This window comes from Brevundimonas sp., from assembly GCF_035935935.1.
GTDB lineage: Bacteria > Pseudomonadota > Alphaproteobacteria > Caulobacterales > Caulobacteraceae > Brevundimonas.
The window spans coordinates 195,523-216,874 of sequence record NZ_DASYWO010000003.1 but is presented as its reverse complement, the minus strand read 5'-3'; the positions used below and the strand labels follow the sequence as shown (position 1 = coordinate 216,874).

Sequence of the window (21,352 nt, the reverse complement as noted above, 5' to 3'; positions counted from 1 at the left end):
GGCGGCCGCCTTCGACGGACGGCTCGCGTCGGCGCGCAATCTAGCGGCGGTCCCGCGGCAGGTTCCTGTTCTTTTCACTCACTGAACGGCGTAAAGTCGCAGAAGCTGCGAACAGGACCGCACATGAAGACCGTTTCTGCCGTCGCCCTGGATGAGACCGACCGGCGCATGATCCGGGCGCTGCAGTCCGACGGGCGCATGACCAACGCCGATCTGGCGCGGGCCGTGAACCTGTCGGAGAGCGCCTGCCTGCGCCGTCTGCGCGCGCTGGAAAGCGAGGGCGTCATCAGCCGCTACGCCGCCATCATCAACGAGCGGGCGGTCGGCCTGCCGATCTCGGTGTTCGTCACCGTGACCCTGTCCAGCCAGGCCGAGAGCGCGCTGACCGCCTTCGAAACCGCGATCGCCGACGTGCCGGAGGTGGTGGAATGTCACCTGATGACGGGCAGCTCCGACTATCTGCTGCGCATGGTGTGCCGCGACGTCGACGATCTGGAACGCATCCACGCGCGCGAGCTCACGCGCATCCCGGGCGTGACGCGGGTGAGCTCCAGCGTGGCGATGCGCACGGTGGTCAAGCGCGGGGCGCTGCCGGTCTAGCGCAGCGCCAGCGTCACGGCCTTCACGTCCACGTACTCGTCGATGCCGTGCACCGAGCCCTCGCGGCCGTAACCGGACTGTTTCACGCCGCCGAACGGCGCGACGGGGGTGGAGATCAGCCCGGTGTTGACGCCGCACATGCCCGCCTCGATGCGCCGGCCCACGCGCATCGCCCGGTCGAGGTCGCGCGTGAACAGATAGGAGGCCAAGCCGAAGTCGCTGTCGTTGGCCTTCTCCACCACCTCGTCCTCGCTTTCGAAGGCGAAGACGGGGACCAGCGGGCCGAAGGTCTCTTCGCGGCGGAACAGTTCGTCGTCGCCGCCGAGCGTCACGGTCGGCTGGAAGAAGCGGCCGCCGCGTTCGTGACGCCCCCCGCCGGTCAGCACCTGCGCGCCGTCCGCCTTCAGCGCGGCCAGATGGGCGTCGACCTTGTCCAGGGCCTTGTCCTCGATCAGGGGACCGACCTTCACGCCGTCGTCGAAGGCGGGCCCGACCTTCAGCGCGGCCACCTTGCCGGCGAGGACGCGGGCGTACGCCTCCGCCACGGAGGCCTCGACGTAGACGCGGTTGGGGCAGACGCAGGTCTGGCCGGAGTTGCGGAACTTGCCCTTCACGGTCTCCGTCGCGGCGTGCTCGAGGTCGGCGTCGGCGAAGACGATCAGGGGCGCCGCGCCGCCCAGCTCCATCGACACGCGCTTCAGCGTCGGGGCGCACTGTTCGGCCAGCTTGCGGCCCACGGGCGTGGAGCCGGTGAAGCTGAGCTTGCGGATCAGGGGCGAGGACGTCAGCTCGCCGCCGATGGTCGCGGCGTCGCCCGTGACGACGTTCAGCACGCCTTTGGGCAGGCCCGCCCTGTCGGCGAGCTCGGCCAGGGCGATGGCGGTGAAGGGCGTCTGGCTGGCCGGTTTGACCACGGCGGTGCAGCCGGCGGCGAAGGCCGGGCCCAGTTTCCGCGTCAGCATGGCGGCCGGGAAGTTCCACGGCGTGATCAGGGCGCAGGGGCCGACCGCCTGCCGGAAGGTGACGATCAGGTGGCCGAGCGGGCTGTCCTGCGTGTCGCCCAGCAGGCGCTCGGCCTCAGCGGCGAACCATTTCAGGAAACCGTTGGCGTAGGCGACTTCTCCCTTCGCCTCCTCGAACGGCTTGCCGTTCTCAAGCGCCATGAGGGCCGCGAGGCCGTCGGTGTTTTCGTCGACGAGGGCCGCCCAGTCGCGCAGGATCGTCGCGCGGTCGTGGGGCGAGGAGGTCGACCAGTCCGAAAAGGCGTCGTGCGCGGCCTGGATGGCCCGCCGGGTTTCCGCGACGCCGAGGTCGGGAACGTGACCGATGATCTCTCCGGTCGCGGGGTCGTCGACCGCGATCCGGGCCGTACCCGTCACCGCCTCGCCGCCGATCAGGGCGTGCTCGCGCAGCAGCTTCAGTCCGGCGTCACGGGGCGAGGTCATGGGCGTCTCCTGAATGGAGACGCCATAACGCCTCAGTCGCCGATGGTGTCCAGATCGCGACCCCGGGTCTCAGGCATCAGGAACAGGGTCACCAGCACGGCGACGGCCGTGAAGGCCACCGAGTACCAGAGGCCGAAGTAGATGTTCCCCGACCAGGCGACGAGGGCGAAGCTGGCCGCCGGCAGCAGGCCGCCCACCCAGCCGGTGCCGATGTTGTAGGGCACGCTCATGGCCGTGTAGCGCACCCGCGTGGGGAAGAGCTCGACCAGGGCCGCCGCCTGCGGGCCGTACAGCGCCGTCGCGGCGACGATGAAGATCAGCAGGATGCCGAAGGTCAGCGGCAGGTCGGTGCGCGCCGGATCGGCCGCCGCCGGATAGCCCGCGGCGGTCAGGGCGGACTTCAGCCGGCCGTCGACGTCCGCGCGCAGCGCCTTCAGTCCGGCGGCGGGCAGGCCGGCGCCGTCGGCCGAGGCGACCTCGACGTCGCCCACGCGGACGACGGCGACCGAGCCCGCCGGTCCGGCCTGATTTTCGTAGGAGACGCCGGCGTTCGAGAGCGCGCTCTTGGCGACGTCGCAGCTGGAGGCGAAAGCCGTCTTGCCGACGGGATCGAACTGCAGGGCGCACGTGGCGGGATCGGCCACCACCACGACCGGGGCGGTGGCCTGGGCCTCGGCCAGCGCGGGATTGGCCGCGCGCGTCAGGGCCTGGAAGCCGGGGAAGAAGGCGACCAGCGCCAGGATCATGCCGAACAGCATGACCGGCTTGCGCCCGACCCGGTCCGACAGCCAGCCGAAGAACACGTACAGCCCGGCCGAGGCGACCGTCAGCCACAGCATGATCATGTCGACCGTGGCGACCTCGATCTTCAGCATCCGCTCCATGAAGAAGCGGGTGTAGAAATATCCGCAGTACCAGACGGCGCCCTGGGCGAACATGACCCCGGTCAGCGCGATGAGGACGAACTTCAGGTTCTTCCAGCGGCCGAAGGCCTCGCGGATCGGGGCGCGCCGCTCGCCCCCCTCGGCCTCCATGCGGCGATAGGCCGGGCTCTCGTCCAGCTTCATGCGGATCCAAAGCGAGATGGCCAGCAGGAAGGCCGACAGCAGGAAGGGCAGGCGCCAGCCCCATTCCTCGAAGGCGTCGTCGCCGACGATCATCCGGCAGATCAGGATGACGGCCAGCGCGCCGATCAGGCCCAGCGCCGCCGTGGTCTGGATCCATCCGGTCAGGAAGCCGCGTTTGCGCGCGGGAGCGTGTTCGGCGACGTAGATGGCGGCCCCGCCGTATTCGCCGCCCAGGGCGAAGCCCTGCGCCACGCGCATCAGCAGCAGCAGGATCGGGGCGGCGATGCCGATCTGGTCGTAGTCGGGCAGCAGGCCGATCGCCACGGTGGCCAGACCCATCAGGGTGATGGTGACGAGGAAGGTCTTCTTGCGTCCGGTCCGGTCGCCGAACCAGCCGAACACGAGGGCGCCCAGCGGCCGGACCACGAAGCCCACGCCGAAGGTCAGCAGCGCCAGGATGTAGGAGGTCGCCTCGCCGACGTCGGCGTAGAAGTGCCGGGCGATGACCGCCGTCAGCGATCCGAAGATGAAGAAGTCGTACCACTCGAACGCAGTGCCGGCGGCGGAGGCCGCGACCACGGTACGCAGCGTCTTCGGGTCGTTCGTGGCGGACATTTCGGCGGTGTCGGACATGGCCCCTCGTCTTCCCTCCGGCGGACCTCTTGGCGGGCCCGGCCGGCGCCGACGTTAGAAGGGCGCGGGGAAGGGGGGAAGCCGGAATTGCGGAGGCCCCGCCGTTGGGGGCCGGCGGGGCCTCGCCTTCGCGATCAGAGCCGTGTGGGGGACCGGCTCACGCGGCCGAAGGGCGATCCGTCGGGGGGAGAGGATCGCCCCCGGGTTTTCAGTCCTTGGCGTCTTCGGCGGCGCCGGTGACGGCGTCCCCGGCGGCCGAGGCGTCGCGGCCGACGCCGGCGACGGTGTTGCACGCGGCCGTGGTCAGGGCGGCGGCGGCGCTCAGAATGACGAACAGCTTGCGCATTTTCAGCTCCGGGAAGGATGTCTCGCCGGGGAGAACGTCGTCAGTGGGCGGGGGTTCCTTCGGGCGCGCCGGGTGTGACGAAGGTCATCCGGATCAGGGCGCCGCCCATCGGCCCGGTCAGGATTTCGGTCTCGCCGCGCAGTTGTTTGGCGAAGGCCGCCATGAGGGTGCGCCCCACGCCGGTCGCGGTGGTGGGCGTCAGGCCGGGGCCGTCGTCCTCGACCTCCAGCACGCTGGTCTCGCCGTCGACGCGGAAGCGCACCGCCAAGGCCTTTCCGCCGGTCGTGAAGGCGTGCTTCTGGGCGTTCGACACGGCCTCGACCAGCCACAGGGCCATCGGGGCCAGCTTGTCGGGATCGACGATCAGGGAATCGGACTGGACCGAACTGTCGATCACCTGGCCCCGACCGGCCTGGTCGGCGACCATCTGGCCGACGAGGGCGTCGAGGAAGTCCTTCATGTCGGCCCGGCCGAGGTCCTCGGCCTGGTAGAGGGTGCGATAGATCAGGGCCAGCGCCGAGATGCGCTGCCGGGTGTCGCCCAGAGCCGCCTTGGCCGAGGCGTCCGTCACGCTGCGCTGCTGCATGCTGAGCAGGGACGAGATGATCTGGAGGTTGTTCTTCACCCGGTGATGGATCTCGCGCATCAGCGCGTCCTTCTCCTCCAGCGCCTGCATCAGGGACTGGTCCCGGGTGGTGACGCCCTCGGCGAGGTCGTCGAGCGTGCGCGCGAGGTTGCGGATTTCCGTCGGGGCGGCGTCCGCCTGGATCGGGCGGACCGAAAGCCGGCCGCGGGCGTGGATGGCGGCGACGCGCTGGAGATAGTCCAGCCATCGGATGACGAAGCGCTCCGACAGCGCCATCACCGCGACGAAGGCGGCCAGCCAGACGCCCAGCGGCAACAGGAAGGCGCTGACCGGGTTGATGCGCGCCCAGCTCCAGATGGTCGGGCGCGGGGCGACGTAGAGGACGTGCATCTCGCCGTCGATCAGGGAGGCGCGGACGAAGACCTCGTCGCCCTTCTCGACCACGACCGCTTCGCCCGTGTCGGCGGGGGGCACGGCGACGGCGGGCGCCTCGGCGAAGGGCGCGGCGCCGGTGGCCGCGAGGATGCGGCCGTCCGGCGTGATCAGCGCGGCCTCGGCCCCCTCGGGCAGGTTCTCCAGATCGCCGCGCGGCAGCAGGGCGTCGAGCGGGACGACGGCTGCGGTGGCGCCGTCGAATTCGCCGAGCGGGCGTTCCAGCCGCAGGCCGATCAGCACGCCGCCGTCGGCGCCTCCGACGGGATAGGCCACGACCTGTCGACCTGCCCGCAGATCGTCCAGCCACGGCCCCACGGGAAGCGCGCCTTCCGAACGGCACAGCAGGGCGCCGTCGGCGGCATATCGCGCCAGGCCGTCGTAGGTACGCAGACGGGCGTCCACCGCGTCCAGCCGCGCCGGGCAGGCCGGGCCGGTCACCTCCAGCGCCAGAACCTCCAGCAGGGCGGCGGTCGAGGCCACGCGTCCCTTCTGCTCCGCGACGGTGCGCTCGGCGGCGAGGCGCAGCATCTCGCGGCTTTCCAGCGTCTCGCGGTGAAAGTCGTTGCGGAACTGGAAGGCGCTGAAGACGAGGAACGGCAGCAGCGCCAGCGCCATCGCCACGCCCAGCCGGAAGCGGATGCCGCGGAGGCGGGGCCGCAGGCCCCGCCGGAAGGCTCGTGCCCGCGCCGTCACGCGGTCAGGTCCGCAGCGGGCCGCTCAGGCGGTCTGCGTCGGCGAGGATTGAGCGCATGGCGTCGCCGGCGGCGCGACCGTCGCGGGCGTAGCCGCCGCTCTCGAGAATGCCCAGCAACGAGCGGCGTGCGCGAGAGACGCGGCTCTTCACTGTGCCGACGGCGCACTGACAGATGTCGGCCGCCTCCTCGTAGGCGAAGCCGCCGGCGCCGACGAGGATCAGCGCCTCGCGCTGTTCCGCGGGCAGGGCGTCCAGCGCCTGACGCAGCTCGTCCAGCGCGACGGGCGCCTCAGGATCGTCGACGGCCACCAGCGTGCGCTCCGCCGCTTCCTGATCCAGCTGGGACTGTCGCCACGAGCGGCGCTTCTCGGAGTAGAACTGATTGCGCAGGATCATGAAGGTCCAGGCCTTCATGTTGGTGCCCATCTGATAGCTGGCGCGGGCGTCCCATGCCTTCATCAGGGCGTCCTGCGCGAGGTCGTCGGCCGCCGTGGCGTCGCCCGTCAGCGTGCGCGCGAAGGCGCGCAGGTGCGGGATCAGCGTCACGAGCTGCTTCTTGAAACCTTCGTCGTCGCTGGACGGGGGCTTCGGCGCCGTCGAACCCCTCACGAGCGCTCGCCCTCGGGCCCGCCCTTCTTGTCCGCGCGGCGCAGAATTTCCAGGAAGTCGTCGGGAACCGGTTCGTTCACCACTTCCTCGAACATATGCCGCAGCCGCACGCCGATCGCCTGCTGGCGCAGTCGGGCCTCTTCCAACCTGGGTTCCTTCCGCGCAGCTTCGCCGCGTTTCCGCGATGCGCCTTTGTCTTCGCTCATGTCTTTCGGCATCACGCCGCCCCGTTCCGAACCCGCTCAACGTGGGGAGACCGGGCGGGTTCCGCCAAATGTCGAGAAATGTCGAGTTCAGCCCGCGGCCTGGCGGAACCGTGGCCGTGATCCCACGTTCAAGGTGGTCGCAACCCGCTTCGTTCCGCGAAGCGCCTACGTCGGGGAACACCTGTAATGAGCCTTCTGGCCAGACTCGCGCCGCACCTGCCCTATGTCCGCCGCTATGCCCGCGCCCTCACCGGCGATCAGGCGACCGGCGACAACTACGTCCGCGTGGCGCTGGAGGCGCTGGCGGCCGGCGAGCGCCAGCTGTCGCCCGAGATGACGCCGCGCGTGGCCCTGTATCACGTGTTCCACGCCATCTGGTCGACCACGGGCGCCCAGCTGGAGCCGGTGCAGACCGACGAGACCGACGCCGGCCAGCGGCTGATGCGCATTTCCCCTCGCTCGCGGCAGGCCTTCCTGCTGACGGCGCTGGAAGGGTTCACGCCGTCGGAGGCCGCCCAGATCCTGGGCGCGGATCCGCATTCGGTCGAAGGCCTGATCGCCGAGGCCCAGGCCGACATCGACGCCGAACTGGCCACCGACGTGCTGATCATCGAGGACGAGGCGATCATCTCGGCCGACATCGAGAGCTTGGTGCGCGAGCTCGGTCACCGCGTGACGGGCACCGCCACGACCCATGACGAGGCGGTCGACGCGGTGTCGCGCAACCGGCCCGGTCTGGTGCTGGCCGACATCCAGCTGGCCGACGGCTCGTCGGGCATTGACGCGGTCAAGGACATCCTGAAGCGCTTCGACGTGCCGGTGATCTTCATCACCGCCTTCCCCGAGCGCCTGCTGACCGGCGAGCGGCCCGAGCCGACCTTCCTGATCACCAAGCCGTTCCAGCCTGAGACGGTGAAGGCGGCCATCAGCCAGGCGCTGTTCTTCCACCCCGCGCGCCAGAAAGAGGCGGCGTGAAAAAAAATCGCCCGGTCGGGGAACGCTCTTCCGGACCGGGCATTTCCTGATTGCGGAGGCGGCGACGCCCCCCCGACACGAGACCGGAGAGATCCGGTCTGTCGCCTCCGCACCTCATTCTCGATGATGCGACCTCGGCGGGATCGGAAACGATCCCGCCTTTTTCTTTGCCTCGTCGTCCAGGGTCGCTAAGGTCCGTGGCGAAAAGCAACGCAGGAGATCGCCATGCCGACCGCCAGCCGCCAGTGGGTTCTCCGCCGCCGCCCGCAGGGCCTGATCGAGCAGGGCGACCTGGAGCTGGTCGACGCCACGCTGCCGGATCCCGCCGACGGTCAGATCCGGGTGCGCACGGTGTACCTGTCGCTGGACCCGACCAACCGCACGTGGATGAACGACACGGCCGGATACCTGCCGCCCGTCGGCCTCGGCGACGTGATGCGGGGGCTGACGCTCGGCGTGGTCGAGGACAGCCGGTCCGACCGGTTCGCCGTCGGGGATCTGGTCACGACCGCGGCGGGCGGATGGGCCGATCAGGCCATCGTCGACGCGGCGGCCGCCTCGCGTGTGCATCGCGTGCCCGGCCTGCCGCTGACGGCCAACATGTCCGTCATGGGCATGACCGGCATGACGGCCTGGTTCGGCGTCACCGACGTGCTGAAACCGCAGCCGGGCGAGACCGTCGTCATCTCCGCCGCCGCCGGCGCGGTCGGCTCCATCGCGGGACAGGTCGCCAAGGCGCACGGCGCGCGGGTCATCGGCATCGCCGGCGGCCCGGAGAAGTGCCGCTGGCTGACGGAAGAGCTGGGGTTCGACGCCGCCGTGGACTACAAGAACGAGGACGTGGGCGAGGCGCTGGACCGTCTGGCGCCGGACGGCGTCGAGATGAATTTCGAGAACGTCGGCGGCGACATCATGATCGCGGTCTTCAACCGGCTGAAGATCCACGGCCGCATGGCCGTGTGCGGCCTGATCTCCGCCTACAACGCGACGCGCCGGCCGCCGACGCCGGATTTCGGGCGCATGATCACCCACCGGCTGAGCGTTCGGGGCTTCCTCGTCATGGACTACTCCCCGCGTGCGAAGGAGATGGTCGCCGGTCTGGGACCGATGCTGGCCGACGGCCGCGTCAAGTGGAAGGTGCACGTCGACGACGGCCTGGAAGGGGCGGTCGACAGCCTGAACCGCTTGTTCACGGGCGCGCACGACGGCAAGCTGCTGGTCCGGGTGTCCGAAGAACCCTGACCGAGGACGAATGACCGAGCCGCTGCACGTCCACTATGAGGATCTGTCCACCGGCGAGGTGATCCCTCTGGGCGCCTGCGCGGCGGACGCGGACATGGTCTCGGCCTTCGCCGAGCGCTTCGTGCCCGGCTGGGACGTCGAAGCGGGCGCGCCGGACGCGCTGGTCTACGTGCTGTGGAGCCGGCTCTTCGGCGACAAGGCGCGCGGCTGGGCCCAGTCCAAGATCCTGGCCGTCGACGGCCTGAGGTTCATGCGCAACCCCCCGACGGGCGAGCTGCTGCGCGGCCGGATGACGGTCATGGGCAAGGACCCGGTCGGCGACGACAAGGGCATCGTCATCGCCCAGCACGACCTTCTGGACGAGGGCGGGCGGCTGGTCTTCTCGTGTCTGACGCGGACGGTGTTCGCCCGGCGCTGAGCCGGAAAGCGAAACGGCGGCCTTTCGGCCGCCGTCCGCGTCGGTCCGCAATGAAGCCGGGATCAGGCGTTGGCCGCGGCGGGCTCGGCGGCGGCCTGGGCGAAGGTCAGGGCGACCAGGCGATCCCAACCCAGCAGCGAGGTCAGGTGGGCGTAGATCTGGCCCAGCGCGCCGTTGTCGCGCAGTTCGGCCAGCTTCTCGGCCGGCAGGGCGCGCATCTTGTCTTCCGAGACGGCGAAGTATTCGGCGATCTTCTGGGCCTCGCCCGCCGGCTGGCCGGTGGCGTCGCGCGGGGTGAAGGTGGCGGTGCGGGTCTCGAACAGGTCGTGCTCCTTCAGCAGGTTCACGAAGGACTCGGTGCGCAGGCGCTCCTGTTCGAAGCTGTTGCAGAAATCCATGGCCTGCTGGGTGAAGGCGCTGGGCTGGCCGTTCTCGAACAGCGGCTGGACGCCGCCTTCCTTCACGAACGGGGCGTCGCGGTCGATGCACAGGATCAGGCGCTGCTGCGCCTCGTCGTTGGCGAAGACGAAGGGGTAGCGGCGGACGTAGGCCGGGATGTAGGCCTCGGCCTTGAACAGGCCGTCCGCGACGAACAGGTTCTGGTCGGGACGCAGACCCATCACCGCCACCGGCTGGCGCTGCTCGCCGACGAAGATGACCGGGTAGGTCAGGGCGGCGGGCGCGAACTCCGTGACGGTCAGCGGCACGATGTGCGACTTGGCCACGAAGTCGAAGGGGCGCTGCGTCGGCTCCACGCCCAGGGCGCCGTGGTTCTCGACCGACAGGGGTTCGGGCTTGCCGTAGAACAGGACGGTGCCGGCGAGTTGGCCGGACATCTGGCCGGTCTGCGTGGTGGTGTCGGTCATGGAGGCGGAAACGCTCTGGAAGGTGGCGGAAGGCGGGCCTTCTATCCCATGCCCGCGCGGGCGGCAAACGGGACCGCCCGGCAGGAGAGTCGTCAGAACCGGTAGGCGGCGCCGAGGCGCAGGTTCCGCCCGGGAGACGGGGCGAGGTCCTTGAGGAAGCTGGTGTGCTCGCGCACTTCCGCGTCCGTCAGGTTTCGCGCCTCCGCGAACAGGATCAGCCCGTCCTCGCGCGGCGACCACCCGAGGTAGAGGTCGGCCGTCGCGTAGGCGTCGGTCGGCAGCTCGAAGGCGGCGACGCGGGTCTGCTCGCCGACGTGACGGACCTGACCGCGGACGGTCCACGGACCCCATTCCAGCTCGGCGCGGCCGCTCAGCGACCACGGCGGGATGCGTGCCGGCGCGCCGAGGTCGGTGTCGCCCCGCACGGTGTCGTAGCCCAGCTCCAGCGTCAGGGTGTCCGTGCCGCGCTCCCAGGCCCGGTACGCGACCTCGGCCTCCAGCCCGCGGAAGGTGGCGTCGGTCTGCGCATAGGTGAAGATCTCAAGCTCGCTGTCGACGTCCTCGACGCCGGTCGGGACCAGATCGATGAAGCCGTCGTAGTCGGCGTTGAAGACGTGCAGGTCGACGGTCAGCGGGCCCCTGTCCCAGTGCAGGGCGCCCTCGAGAGACGTGACCTCCTCTTCGCGCAATCCGGCGTTCCCGACCTCGTAGGCGCGGGTCGCGACGTGCGGGCCGTCGGCGAACAGTTCGGACTCCGTGGGCGCGCGACCGTTGCGCGACAGCGACAGACCGAGGAACAGGGCGTCAGTCGGCTTGAAGTAGGCGCCGAGCGAGCCGGACACCGTCGAAAAGTCGCGGGCGCCGGCCACGCTGTCCAGCTCGCGCGAGTCGAGGCGCAGGCCGCCCTCGAGGCCCCATGCGCCGTAGTCGAGACGCTGAAGCGCATAGACGCCGAGCTCGGAGATGTCGGTGGCGGGGACGTAGGCCTCGTCGCCCCGGGCGTCGAAGTCGCGCTTCAGTCCCTGCACGCCGACGGCGCCGTCCCAGCCGCCGCGGCGGACCTGGACCAGCTCCAGCCGGCCCTCGACGCCCTGGGAGGTGAAGACGGTGCCGACGTCGTCGCCCTCGAACTCCGTGTGGGTGTAGTCGGCCCAGGCGCCCCCGCCCCGCAGACGGGCGAAGGGGCCGGACGGCAGGCGGACTTCGCCGCGGAGATCGTAGCGCGTCTGCTCCAGGCCGATGGTCACCGCCTCCTCGTCGTGCGGGGGCACCAGGGGGTCGTGCTCATGCTCGTGGCCCGGCACGCCATAGTCCGTCTCGGTGCGCTTCACCGAGCCGCCGAGGAAACCCCAGTCGCCGATCCAGGAGACGCCGGCCCCGTAGGCCGACAGGTCGACGAAACTGTTCTCAAGCGTCGTGCCGCCCGTGTCTTCATACTCCTCACCCTCCGCCTCCAGCTGGCGGCGGGATTCGCCGGGCACGGGGATGTCGTAATCGCCGGCCTCGCGGCGCAGGCCGTCCAGGGTGAACACCAAAGGCCCGGCCGCGAAGGCCCCGCGGGCGCCTAGCGTAAGGCCGTCATCGACGGTGGAGGTCTGGGCCCAGACGCGGCCGTCGGCGCCGTCTGCCGGCCGCTGTTCCGCAATTCGCCCGTCGATGACGTTGACCACGCCGCCGATCGCGGAGCCGCCGAAGGCCAGCGTCTGCGGCCCGCGCAGCACCTCGATGCGGTTCGCCTCCCCCGGATCGGCGGCCACCTGATGGTCGGGCGACAGGCTGCTGGCGTCGATCAGGCCCAGACCGTTCGTCAGCACCTGCACCCGCGGCCCGGCCAGACCGCGGATGACCGGCCGTCCGGCGCCGGCCGCGAAGGCCGTGGTTCGCACGCCCGGCAGGCCGTTCAGGACGTCGCCCAGCGACGCGGACGGCGCCGTGGTCAGGGCTTCCTCGTCCAGCACGTCGACGGCGATGTTGGTCGCCTGCCGCGCCACGCCGTAGGGCGCGGCCGTGACGACGATGTCGTCGACGCGGGTGGCGGGCCCGTCCGGGTCCTGGGCGAGGGCGACGCCGGGCAGGAGGGCGACGGCCGAAACTGTGAGGGCGAGCGAAAGACGGAACTGGGGCATGCGTGCCTGTTATGAGATAACATCACGGCGCGTCAAGCGGTTGCTCCGCGGCCGATCACGCCTTAGCTCATTGGCATGGACGGCTGCGGACATGAGCACGCGCATCTCGGGATGACGCCGGCGGCGGTGCGCGCCGCCCTGGCGGCCGCCGAGGCCGCCTGCGCGGCGGACGGCGAGCGGATGACCGCGCCGCGCCTGCGTGTGCTTGAGCTGCTTCTGGCCGCCGGCGAGCCGGTGAAGGCTTACGACCTGATCGCCGCCTATGGCCGGGACGGCGAGGCGGCCAAGCCGCCGACCGTCTATCGCGCCCTGGAATTCCTGGAGCGCCGCGGGCTGGCGCACCGCATCGCCTCGTTGAGCGCCTACGTCGCCTGCGCGCACGACCAGGCCGAACACGCCGCGGCCTTTCTGATCTGCGACTGCTGCGGGGCCACGGCCGAAGTGCCGGCCGGCGCGGGGGCGCAGCTGTCGGGCCCTGCGGGGGATCTGGGCTTCGTCATCCAGAGAGCGACGGTCGAGGCGCACGGCCTGTGCGCCCGCTGCCGGCCGGGTGCGGCCTAGGCGACCTCGGCCGGAGCGGCGGGCTCGGGGTCCGGCAGCGGCGACAGATCCTCGACCGGCGAGACGTAGGCGGCCATGGCGTCGAACTCGTTCAGGAAGACGGCGCGCAGGTCGTCGGTCTCCATGATGACCTCGTGCTTCGAACCGGCGACCTCGACGTAGCGGCCGCGGCCCATCCGCTTGGTCGCCCACTTGTTGGTCAGCTTCCAGACCCGGTCGTCCTCGCCCGGCTGGACCACGCAGACCGGAATCTTGACTGCCTTCAGCGCCTTCGGCTTCAGCGTGCGCTCGCCCAGATCGATGGCGAACGCCAGCCAGCCCCAGGTCGGGCCGCCGACCGCCAGATGCGGGCAGGCGTACAGCTGCTGGCGCCACAGCTCGTATCGCGCCTCGTCCGAGGTCAGGGCGTCCTTCTCGAACGTGTGCTCGAACGGATCGTCCGGATCGTCCAGCACGTAGTCCGCCGCCTTGCCGTGCCGCAGGTTCCAGCGGACAGCCAGCTTGACCGACCACATCGACCGCTTGCCCGTCTTGATCTTGAGCATGGGCGCGCTGAGCAGGGCGCCAGAGAAACGGGTCTCGCCCTGTTCCAGCGTCGCCAGGTTCAGGGCTGCGCCCATGGAATGGCCGACCATCACCCACGGCCGGGGCGCGACGCCCTCGTAGGCCTCCAGCAGGCGGGCGAAATCGTCCAGATGCTCTTCCACCGCCCGGGCGTGCCCTTTCAGGCGGTCGGGCAGGAGACGCGCCGACAGGCCCTGACCCCGCCAGTCGTGCGCCAGCACGCACCAGCCGCGCGCCGTCAGATTGCCGATCAGTTCGAAGTATTTCTCGATCGGCTCGGTGCGTCCGGGGCTGAGGACCACGGTCCCACGAGGCTTCGCGCCCATCAGGGCGGTCGGGCGCCAGAAGGCGGCGCGCAGGCGCAGGCCGCCGGCCCCGCGATACCACGCCCCCTCGCCGCCGGGCGGAGCGGCCGCGCCGGGCACGCCCATCAGCGGGGCATTGGCGGCATAGGCGGCGGCTCGGCTCACTCGGGCTTCCTGAATTTCAGAGTCATGCGGTCGCTCTCGCCGACGGCGGCGAACGGAGCGGAATCGAAATCCGGGTCGGGCGGTTCCCCCGCAGGCGCCGTCAGCAGGCGCGGCGGCAGTGTTTCGACGCCGAACGGATGGTCCTTGTCGTCCTCGGGATTGGCGTTGACCTCGGACGCGGACACGAAGACGAAGCCGGCCTCGGCCGCCAGCTGACGGACGAACGCCTCCTGCACGTAGCCACTGGCGGCCACGGGATCCTGATCTTCCTCGGGCCCCAGACGGTGCTGCTCTACGCCGAGGATTCCGCCCGGCCGCAGGGCGGCGAAGGCGTCGGCGAACGCCTTCTCCGCGATGCCGGCGGCCATCCAGGAGTGCAGGGTCCGCATGAACAGCGCCATATCCACCGTGCCGGCCTCGGCCACCGGGCCGCTGGTCGGACCGAACTCGGAGAAGACGATCTCGCCGTACAGGCGTCGGTCCGCGCCGAAGCGCTGTTGGTAGGCGTTGTTGACGGCGACCTGGGCGGGATCGGCGCCCGCGCCGGACTGGAAGCCCACCGCCACGTATTTCCCGCCGCCCTCCTTCAGATAGGGGGCGACGATTTCGGTGTACCAGCCGGTGCCGGGCCAGAAGTCGGCCACGGTCATGCGCGGTTGCAGGCCGAAGAATCGCAGCGTCTCCATCGGGTGGCGATGCTCGTCGCGGATGCGGTCCTGCGCGCGCCAGGCGCCGGAGACCGCCCATTCCAGCGTGCCGCGGGGCGGGCCGTCGACGGCCTCGGGCTCCACCGCCGTGTCTTCGCGTCGGCCGCAGCCGGCCAGACCTGCGAGGGCGAGGGCGGCGGCGCCGGTCAGCAGGGCGCGTCGCGCCGGGCCGGAGCGCGCCCCGCCCGGGACCGTGCGTCCCACTTTCGCCCCGTCACCCATGGCCGGTTCCCTGCTGGCCGCGCCGGGAGCCTGCGCCGCCCGTCGAAGCGTCCGGCCTACAGGGCTTCGCCGCGTGGGTCAAAGAGGGACGACGGCGTTCACGAGGGCTTGCGGAAACGCAGGGTCATGCGGTCGCTTTCCCCGACGGCGTCGTATTCCGCCCGCTGTTGCGGAGTGATCTGGCAGCCCTGCTCCGGCCCGCGCCGGGTGGGGGGCAGGGTCCAGACGCCGCACGCGTGATCGCGGTCGTCGCGCGGGTTGGCGTTCAGCTCGGTGCGGTCCTCGAGGACGAAGCCCGCCTTCTGTGCGGCGGCGATGACGTAGGCCTCGGACACATAGCCGGTCGAGGCGGTGGCGTCGGGGTCGGCGCCGTCCGCGGCGCGGTGCTGCTCCACGGCGAGCACGCCGCCGGGCTTCAGGGCCGCGAAGAAGCCCGACATCATCGCGTCCGTCCGGCCGGCGCCATGCCAGTTGTGGAAGGCGCGCGCGACCAGGACCATGTCGGCCGAGCCGGCGGGGACCGCCTCGAGGTCGGCGGCGCGGTTGACCGCGACGTAGCTGCCCCCGGTGGCGGCGGCGTAGGGCTCGAGGATGTTGCGCCACCACCCGCCCGCGCCGGGCTGGATCTCGACCACGGTCAGGCCGGGCTTCAGACCCCAGAACGTCAGGCTGTCGTAGGGATGGCGCGCGCCGTCGCGGGCGCGGTCGGCGGCGGGGCGGCTCTCCGAGGCGACGGCGGCGCGCAGGGCGGCGTCTTCCTGGGCCTGTGCGCCGGCGGCGACCGGCAGGCTGAGGGCGACGGCGAGGGCGGCGAGGGCGGTCAGGCGCATGGGTCGTCTCCGGTCCGTGATGTCCGACTGTCTAGAGCGGGATCGCACCGCGCGACAGGCGCCTCTTGACGCACCCGATCGGCTTCCCAAATCGGGGATCGAGGGCGCCGATCGTCGGGCCCTCCGGACCGGACGGTGCCCATGAAGGGGTCGACCGGACCGCATCCCCGCCGCCCGGGCAAATCGCCGGGCGGTTCACCCTTGCTGACCTTTCAGGAGGCTGATCATGCGTACCTTCGACTTCACCCCCCTCTATCGCTCCGCCGTCGGCTTCGACCGGCTGGCCGCCATGCTGGAAAGCGCCGCGCGCACGTCCGAGCAGGGCTGGCCGCCCTACAACATCCAGTCGACCGGCGAGAACCAGTACCGCATCGAGGTCGCCGTGGCCGGCTTCAGCCCCGAAGAGCTGAACGTGGAGGTCAAGGAGAACCTGCTGACCGTCACCGGCCGCAAGACCGCCAATGACGACGGCGCGGAGCGCACCTTCCTGCACCGCGGGCTGGCCGAGCGTGACTTCGAGCGCCGCTTCCAGCTGGCCGACTACGTCGTGGTCAGGAACGCCGACCTGGCCCACGGCCTGCTGACCATCGACCTGGCGCGTGAACTGCCGGAAGCCCTGAAGCCCCGGACCATCGCCATCGGCACGGGCGGCGCCGCCCTGATCGAGGGCAAGGCCGAGAAGAGCGGCAAGAAGGTCGCCTGACCGGTCCGACCGGCGTGAACGTCCGAGGGGGCGGCGAAGACGCCGTCCCCTTTTTCGTGCTCAGGCCACCGCCTCGAGGTCCGGCCGGTCGGCGCCGCTGAAGTCGGCGCCGTCGGTCTGTGCGCCCGTCAGCACCGCCCCGTCGAGACGCGCATACCGCAGGCTGGCCTTGCGCAGATCGGCCGGCAGGCTGCGGCCGGCGCCCAAAGGAAGCGGCGACAGGTCGGCGCCGCGCAGATCGGCCTGGTTCAGCAGCGCGCCGCCCAGCCGCGCGCCCCGCAGGTCCGCCCCGCGCAGATTGGCGCCGCGCAGGTCGGCACCTTCCAGATTGGCGCCCTGCAGCGCGACGCCGGCCAGATCGACCCCGACCATGCAGGCGCCGCGGGCGCTCATGGCGGGCAGTTTCAGCCCCTTCAGACGTCCGGCCAGCGGGCGCAGATCCTCGCCGTCGAAAATGGCCGGCGCGCCCAGCACGCCGCCGCTCTCGGCCCAGGCGTTTCCGTCCAGCGCCCGTTCATGAAGGTCCTTCACACGAGAGACCGCCTCGGCCGTCGGCTCCCGAAGCGAACCCGTCAGGTCGGTCTTCTCCATCCGCGCGCGCTCGATCGCCACGCCGGTCAGGACGGCGCCGATCAGCTTGGCGCCGGCCAGGTTGGCGCCGCCGACGTCGGCGCCGTTCATGATGGCGCCCGACAGATCGGCCTCCTTCAGGTTGGCGCCCGTCAGCAGCGTGCCGTTCATGGCGCAGTCGGTGAAGTCGGTCTTGAAGGCGGAGAAGCCTTCCAGATCGGCCCCGTCCAGACGGGCGCCCGAGAAACTGGCGCCGTCGGCCACGCCCTTGCGCGCCTCATGCTTGACCTGGGCCAACCCCTTCGTCGCGTGCGGAATGGCGATGACGCCCTCGCGGAAGTCGGCCTTCGACAGGTCGGCGCGATGCAGCGTCGCGCCCCGCAGGCAGGCCCCGCGCAGATCGGCGCGCGTCAGATTGGCGTCGGAGAAGTCGGCGCCTTTCAGATCGCAGCAGAAGAAGACCGCGCGGCTGAGATCGGCGCCTGAGAACTTGGCCCCCTCCAGCGTGCATCCGCTGAAATCGGCGTCGGCGAGGTTGCGCCCGCGCAGGTCGCGCCCGCGCAGGTCCATGAACTTCAGCGCCAGCCGGCGGCCGCCGGCGCGCCCCTCGATCAGCCGCTCGTGCGCGGCCATCAGCATGTCCAGGTCGCCCTGACCCAGTTCGCGACGGGCGAAGGTCATGCGGCGGCTCCGGCCGGAGGGGTCGACAGTCCCTGGGCGCCGTCCAGCCGGGCCCGCTTCAGGTCGGCGCCCTCCATCAGGGCGCGTCGCAGATCCGCGCGCGAAAGGTCAGCGCCGCGCAGGCAGGCGCGGCTGAGGTCGGCGGGCAGCAGGCGGTCGGGGGCGATCATCAGGGGGCCGAGCTGAGCCTCGCGCAGGTCGGCGCCGTTCAGGCGCGCCCCGGTCAGCCGGGCGCCGCGCAGATCCGCGCCGCGCAGATTGGTCGCGCGCAGATCGGCGTTCTCCAGATGGGCGCCCTGAAGCTGCACGCCTTCCATGTCCAGTCCATAGAAGACCGCGCCCCGTGCGGACAGGGCGGTCAGGTTGAGCCCGCCGATGGTGCGCAGGGCGCGCAGGTCGACGCCGTCGAAGACGGAGGGCCGGCCCTCGGCCCCGCCGGTCTCGCACCAGGCCGCGTGCTCGCGCAGCATTTCGGCGGCGGGCATGCGGCTGACCGGCGCGGCGGACGAACGGTCGTCCGTCAGGGCGCCGTCCATGTTGGCCCCGTCCGTGCGCCACATGGCGGCGGTGACGCCCACCAGCACGGCGTCGCGGAGGTCCGCGCCGGAAAGGTCGGCTCCGGACAGGTCCGCCCCCGCCAGATCGGCGCCGCGGAAGCTGGCCTGTTTCAGGTTGGCCCGTACCAGCTTGCAGTCCTTCATCACCGCGTCGGTGAAGTCGGCCTGGATGGCGATGACGCCGGCCATCCTGGAGCGTTGCAGATTGGCCCCGACCAGACAGGCGCCGTGTGCCTGGGTGACGTCGTCTAGGTCCCGGCCCCGCGCCTCGACGATGCGATAGCCCCGCTCGGCGTCGGCCGAGGCGATGGCCCCCTCGCGCAGGTCGGCCTCGAACAGGTCGGCGCCGGACAGGTCGGCGCCGCGCAGGCAGGCCCCGCGCAGATCCGCGCGTCTCAGGCTGGCGTCCACCAGAACCGCATCCTGCAGGTCCGTGCCGAAGAAGGTGGCGTTGTCCAGCCGCGCGCCGGACAGGTCGCAGCCGATCATGGCGGCGGCCGAGAAGTCGGCGTCGGCGAGATTGCGGCCGGCCAGGCTGAGGCCCGACAGGTCCATCCAGGCGAAGACGGCGCGCGCGCCGCCGGGGCGCGCCTGCCAGAGGCGGTCGTGCCGGGCGCAGATCGCGTCCAGCTCCGCCTGCGTCAGGCGACGTCTCTCGATCAGGCGGGCGGCTTCCCCCATCCCGCCAGACTGACGAAACAGGCTTAAAAAAGCGTTGGGCGCCCGGAGCTTCAGTCCGTCAGCAGACCCTGTGCCGACAGGGCGTCGGCCAGTTCGCCCGGGCCGACCCAGACCCGGGTGTAGCCGGCTTCGCCCAGCCGCTTCAGCTCGGTCGTCAGGTCGGCCTTGGGAGAGGCGGCGAAGCGGGCGTCGAAGCCCTCGCCGTCGTCGGACAGGCGAACGAGGGGCCGGCCCGTCTCGACCCGGTGGAGATAGCCCTCGTAGAGGACGGCCGCGCGGTCGGCGAGCACGCCGGTCTCGACCTCCAGCCCGGCGGCCTTCAGCTTCTCGATGCCGCGTCCGGCGGCGAACGGGGAGGGATCGACCGCCGCCACGACCACGCGGGACACGCCGGACTCGAGCAGGAATTTCGCGCAGGACGTCCGTCCCGACGAGCGGGCGCCGCAGGGCTCCATGGTGACGTAGGCGGTCGCGCCGCGGGCGGCCTCGCCGGCGGCGGGCACGGCCTGCTCCTCGGCGTGCGGGCGTCCTCCGTCGGCGGTGGCGGCCTCGGCGATCACCTGATCGTCCCTGACGATGACGCAGCCGACGGCCGGGTTGGGCCATGTGCGTCCCATGCGGGCGGTGGCCAGCTCCACGGCCCGTGCCATCCAGACCTCGTCCTGGGCGGCCGTCACGCGGCGATCTCCGGCAGGGGCGTGGCCCGCTCCGCATCCAGATAGCGGGCTGCGACCGGCTTCAGCTCCGTGTCCAGATCGATTTCCAGCGGATTGCCCGTGGGGATCTCCACCTCGACGATCCGGTCGTTCGGAACGTCGAACAGGTGCTTCACGATGGCGCGCAGGCTGTTGCCGTGGGCGGCGATCAGAACGTCCTCGCCGGCCCTGAGACGCGGCGCGATCTCCGCGTCCCAGTAGGGCACCACGCGCTCCAGCGTGGTCTTCAGACTCTCCGTGGCCGGAATGTCCTGTCCGGCGTAGCGGTCGTCGGTCGCGAAGTCGAACTCGCCGCCGGGGGCCAGCGGGGGCGGCGGGACGTCGTAGCTGCGGCGCCAGACCTTGACCTGGTCCTCGCCGTGCTTCTCGGCCGTCTCTGCCTTGTTCAGCCCCGTCAGCCCGCCGTAGTGGCGCTCGTTCAGCCGCCAGTCGGCGACCACGGGCACGTCGTTCAGTCCCGCGCTCTGAAGGGCGAGGGCCCCCGTACGCTTCGCCCGCGTCAGCACGGAGGTGAACATCACGGCCGGCCGGAAGTCCGCCTGCGCCAGAAGCTCACCCGCGCGCCGGCCCTCGGCCTCGCCCTTGTCGGTGAGGTCGACGTCGACCCAGCCGGTGAAGCGGTTTTCGAGATTCCACCGGCTCTGGCCGTGGCGCAGCAGGACGAGGCGGGGCATGGGCGTCTCCGTTCAGTCGCGTCCGGGTAGGACCCGGCTCCCGGCGGGTCAAGCCGGGGCGGCCGAGCCCTGGCCGTCCGCGCAGGCCACGGCGGCCAGCAGGTCGACGCCGAATCCCTGACCGGTCCACGTCTCGCCGGGATCGAACGCGCCGTCGTCGGTCCAGATCACCAGCGCCGCATTCAGGTCCGGCATCAGATAGTTGCGCACCTGCACGCCGCCGATCGCCCCCTGGCGTTCGACCACGCGGGTGCGGATTCCGCAGCCGGGCAGGGCGAGATCGTAGACCCAGACGGACAGGCCGCCGTAGCCGGTCTCCGGCCCCGCCTTCCACATTTCGGCGCGGGCGGCGTCCGAAATCAGGCGGCCGTCCATCAGGGCCTGGTCGAACCCGAGCATGGCCTCCACGCCCCCGTAAAGGTCGCCGGCGGGCCCATAGGTCGAGACGTCCACGGCCGGCTCCGGCGCAGCGCCGTCGAAGGCTTCGGAACGGACGCCGGGCGACGCGGGTTCGAGAGAGACCAGGCCCAGCGGCTCGCGGATGCGCGTGCGCACGAGGTCCGGCCAGCCCTGCCCCGTGACGGCCTCCAGCACGGCGCCCAGCAGCAGGTAGTCGCAGTTGTTGTAGGCGAAACCCGCCCCCGCCGCCGCGCGGGGCGAGAGCGCGCAGGTCGTGCGCCAGTCCCCGATGCCCTGATAGACGTCGGGCATGCCGTCGCCGTCGGCGTCCGGCGAGGCGCTGAGATCGGCGAGGCCCGAGGTGTGCATCAGCAGCTGCCGAAGGGTGGCGTCGCCATTGACCGGCCAGTCGGGCAGGTAGCGGGACAGCGGCGCATCGAGCGAGAGGCGGCCGGCGTCGACCTCCTGAAGCACCAGGACCGCGGTCACCGACTTGGTCACCGAAGCCCAGCGGACGGGCCGCCACGGCCGCGTCCCGCCCCGCCCGTGCCACGAATAATGCGCGGCTGAGCCCCCGCGTCGGGCGCCCACGATGCCGGAGAACCCGGGCGCCGCCTCGATCCGTGCGATCACGGCGGGGATGACGGGCGGCACCGCGTGCGCGGGCGCCGCGATGAAGAACAGCGCGGCCGCGGCCGCCAGCGTCAGGAACCTCACGTCGCCCTCCCTCGTGCTCGCCGGACGCTAGAGCACCGCGTGGCCCTTGTCG

General features: G+C 71.3%; 22 protein-coding genes. 6 read left to right on the top strand and 16 right to left on the bottom strand.

Going from position 1 to position 21,352, the window contains the following annotated elements; all coding sequences use genetic code 11:
- Positions 1 to 123 precede the first annotated feature (123 nt).
- Positions 124 to 600 carry an Lrp/AsnC family transcriptional regulator gene (locus tag VGR32_RS03025; RefSeq protein ID WP_327447908.1) on the top strand — a complete coding sequence of 159 codons (477 nt, stop codon included), beginning with the start codon at positions 124 to 126 and terminating at the stop codon, positions 598 to 600.
- Here VGR32_RS03025 and VGR32_RS03020 read toward each other — a convergent pair.
- From VGR32_RS03020 to VGR32_RS02995, 6 genes are all read right to left on the bottom strand, one after another.
- Positions 597 to 2,045 (bottom strand): NAD-dependent succinate-semialdehyde dehydrogenase, encoded by a 1,449-nt coding sequence (locus VGR32_RS03020; protein WP_327447906.1) that lies wholly within the window; start codon positions 2,043 to 2,045, stop codon positions 597 to 599. The genes VGR32_RS03025 and VGR32_RS03020 overlap by 4 nt on opposite strands.
- A 32-nt stretch (positions 2,046 to 2,077) precedes the next feature.
- The gene (locus VGR32_RS03015; RefSeq protein ID WP_327447904.1) at positions 2,078 to 3,745 is read right to left on the bottom strand and encodes an MFS transporter; all 1,668 of its coding nucleotides are present in this window, start codon (positions 3,743 to 3,745) and stop codon (positions 2,078 to 2,080) included.
- Positions 3,746 to 3,953: 208 nt separating this feature from the next.
- On the bottom strand, positions 3,954 to 4,091 hold the full coding sequence (locus VGR32_RS03010) for an entericidin A/B family lipoprotein (RefSeq protein ID WP_125255156.1): 138 nt from the start codon (positions 4,089 to 4,091) through the stop codon (positions 3,954 to 3,956).
- A 40-nt stretch (positions 4,092 to 4,131) separates the two neighbouring features.
- A complete protein-coding gene (locus VGR32_RS03005; protein WP_327447900.1) occupies positions 4,132 to 5,805 on the bottom strand; it encodes a sensor histidine kinase in 1,674 nt (557 codons plus the stop codon).
- Positions 5,806 to 5,809: 4 nt separating this feature from the next.
- Positions 5,810 to 6,415 (bottom strand): sigma-70 family RNA polymerase sigma factor, encoded by a 606-nt coding sequence (locus VGR32_RS03000; protein ID WP_327447899.1) that lies wholly within the window; start codon positions 6,413 to 6,415, stop codon positions 5,810 to 5,812.
- The gene (locus VGR32_RS02995; protein WP_327447898.1) at positions 6,412 to 6,633 is read right to left on the bottom strand and encodes a NepR family anti-sigma factor; all 222 of its coding nucleotides are present in this window, start codon (positions 6,631 to 6,633) and stop codon (positions 6,412 to 6,414) included. Before VGR32_RS02995 ends, VGR32_RS03000 begins: the two co-directional genes overlap by 4 nt.
- A gap of 174 nt (positions 6,634 to 6,807) precedes the next feature.
- Between VGR32_RS02995 and VGR32_RS02990 the strand changes: the two genes are divergently transcribed.
- The 3 genes from VGR32_RS02990 to VGR32_RS02980 all read left to right on the top strand — a co-directional run bounded on the left by VGR32_RS02990 (position 6,808) and on the right by VGR32_RS02980 (position 9,256).
- Positions 6,808 to 7,596, top strand: a complete 789-nt coding sequence (locus VGR32_RS02990) for a response regulator (protein ID WP_327447897.1) — start codon at positions 6,808 to 6,810, stop codon at positions 7,594 to 7,596.
- A 225-nt stretch (positions 7,597 to 7,821) separates the two neighbouring features.
- Positions 7,822 to 8,838, top strand: coding sequence for an NADP-dependent oxidoreductase (locus tag VGR32_RS02985; RefSeq protein WP_327447896.1), 1,017 nt, complete (start codon positions 7,822 to 7,824; stop codon positions 8,836 to 8,838).
- A 10-nt stretch (positions 8,839 to 8,848) separates the two neighbouring features.
- Complete coding sequence (locus VGR32_RS02980; RefSeq protein ID WP_327447894.1) at positions 8,849 to 9,256, top strand: acyl dehydratase; 408 nt, start codon at positions 8,849 to 8,851, stop codon at positions 9,254 to 9,256.
- 62 nt (positions 9,257 to 9,318) lie between these two features.
- On the opposite strand, the gene VGR32_RS02975 is transcribed toward VGR32_RS02980, so the two are convergent.
- Both VGR32_RS02975 and VGR32_RS02970 read right to left on the bottom strand, forming a co-directional pair.
- Entirely contained in the window at positions 9,319 to 10,122 is an 804-nt protein-coding gene (locus VGR32_RS02975; protein WP_327447892.1) for a SapC family protein, read from the bottom strand.
- A gap of 92 nt (positions 10,123 to 10,214) precedes the next feature.
- Positions 10,215 to 12,248: a TonB-dependent receptor domain-containing protein gene (locus VGR32_RS02970; protein ID WP_327447890.1), complete on the bottom strand. Its 2,034-nt coding sequence runs from the start codon at positions 12,246 to 12,248 to the stop codon at positions 10,215 to 10,217.
- Between the two features lie 75 nt (positions 12,249 to 12,323).
- Here VGR32_RS02970 and VGR32_RS02965 point away from each other — a divergent pair, with 75 nt between their 5' ends.
- Positions 12,324 to 12,809, top strand: a complete 486-nt coding sequence (locus VGR32_RS02965; protein ID WP_327447888.1) for a Fur family transcriptional regulator — start codon at positions 12,324 to 12,326, stop codon at positions 12,807 to 12,809.
- On the opposite strand, the gene VGR32_RS02960 is transcribed toward VGR32_RS02965, so the two are convergent.
- From VGR32_RS02960 to VGR32_RS02950, 3 genes are all read right to left on the bottom strand, one after another.
- A complete protein-coding gene (locus tag VGR32_RS02960; protein WP_327447886.1) occupies positions 12,806 to 13,843 on the bottom strand; it encodes an alpha/beta hydrolase in 1,038 nt (345 codons plus the stop codon). The two genes, VGR32_RS02965 and VGR32_RS02960, sit on opposite strands and share 4 nt — an antisense overlap.
- A complete protein-coding gene (locus VGR32_RS02955; protein WP_327447884.1) occupies positions 13,840 to 14,754 on the bottom strand; it encodes a methyltransferase in 915 nt (304 codons plus the stop codon). The genes VGR32_RS02960 and VGR32_RS02955 overlap by 4 nt, the downstream gene beginning before the upstream one ends.
- Before the next feature lie 116 nt (positions 14,755 to 14,870).
- Positions 14,871 to 15,602, bottom strand: coding sequence for a methyltransferase (locus tag VGR32_RS02950; protein ID WP_327447882.1), 732 nt, complete (start codon positions 15,600 to 15,602; stop codon positions 14,871 to 14,873).
- A gap of 226 nt (positions 15,603 to 15,828) precedes the next feature.
- Between VGR32_RS02950 and VGR32_RS02945 the strand changes: the two genes are divergently transcribed.
- On the top strand, positions 15,829 to 16,305 hold the full coding sequence (locus VGR32_RS02945) for an Hsp20 family protein (protein WP_327447880.1): 477 nt from the start codon (positions 15,829 to 15,831) through the stop codon (positions 16,303 to 16,305).
- 60 nt (positions 16,306 to 16,365) lie between these two features.
- On the opposite strand, the gene VGR32_RS02940 is transcribed toward VGR32_RS02945, so the two are convergent.
- From VGR32_RS02940 to VGR32_RS02920, 5 genes are read right to left on the bottom strand one after another with little or no spacing between them, the layout of a single operon-like run.
- On the bottom strand, positions 16,366 to 17,556 hold the full coding sequence (locus tag VGR32_RS02940) for a pentapeptide repeat-containing protein (protein ID WP_327447878.1): 1,191 nt from the start codon (positions 17,554 to 17,556) through the stop codon (positions 16,366 to 16,368).
- Positions 17,553 to 18,794 (bottom strand): pentapeptide repeat-containing protein, encoded by a 1,242-nt coding sequence (locus tag VGR32_RS02935; RefSeq protein WP_327447876.1) that lies wholly within the window; start codon positions 18,792 to 18,794, stop codon positions 17,553 to 17,555. The genes VGR32_RS02940 and VGR32_RS02935 overlap by 4 nt, the downstream gene beginning before the upstream one ends.
- A 50-nt stretch (positions 18,795 to 18,844) precedes the next feature.
- Positions 18,845 to 19,471, bottom strand: coding sequence for a bifunctional diaminohydroxyphosphoribosylaminopyrimidine deaminase/5-amino-6-(5-phosphoribosylamino)uracil reductase RibD (ribD, locus tag VGR32_RS02930; RefSeq protein WP_327447874.1), 627 nt, complete (start codon positions 19,469 to 19,471; stop codon positions 18,845 to 18,847).
- Positions 19,468 to 20,184, bottom strand: coding sequence for a 2,3-diphosphoglycerate-dependent phosphoglycerate mutase (gene gpmA / locus VGR32_RS02925; protein WP_327447872.1), 717 nt, complete (start codon positions 20,182 to 20,184; stop codon positions 19,468 to 19,470). Before gpmA ends, ribD begins: the two co-directional genes overlap by 4 nt.
- Before the next feature lie 48 nt (positions 20,185 to 20,232).
- Positions 20,233 to 21,300 (bottom strand): serine hydrolase domain-containing protein, encoded by a 1,068-nt coding sequence (locus tag VGR32_RS02920; protein WP_327447870.1) that lies wholly within the window; start codon positions 21,298 to 21,300, stop codon positions 20,233 to 20,235.
- Positions 21,301 to 21,352: the final 52 nt, after the last annotated feature.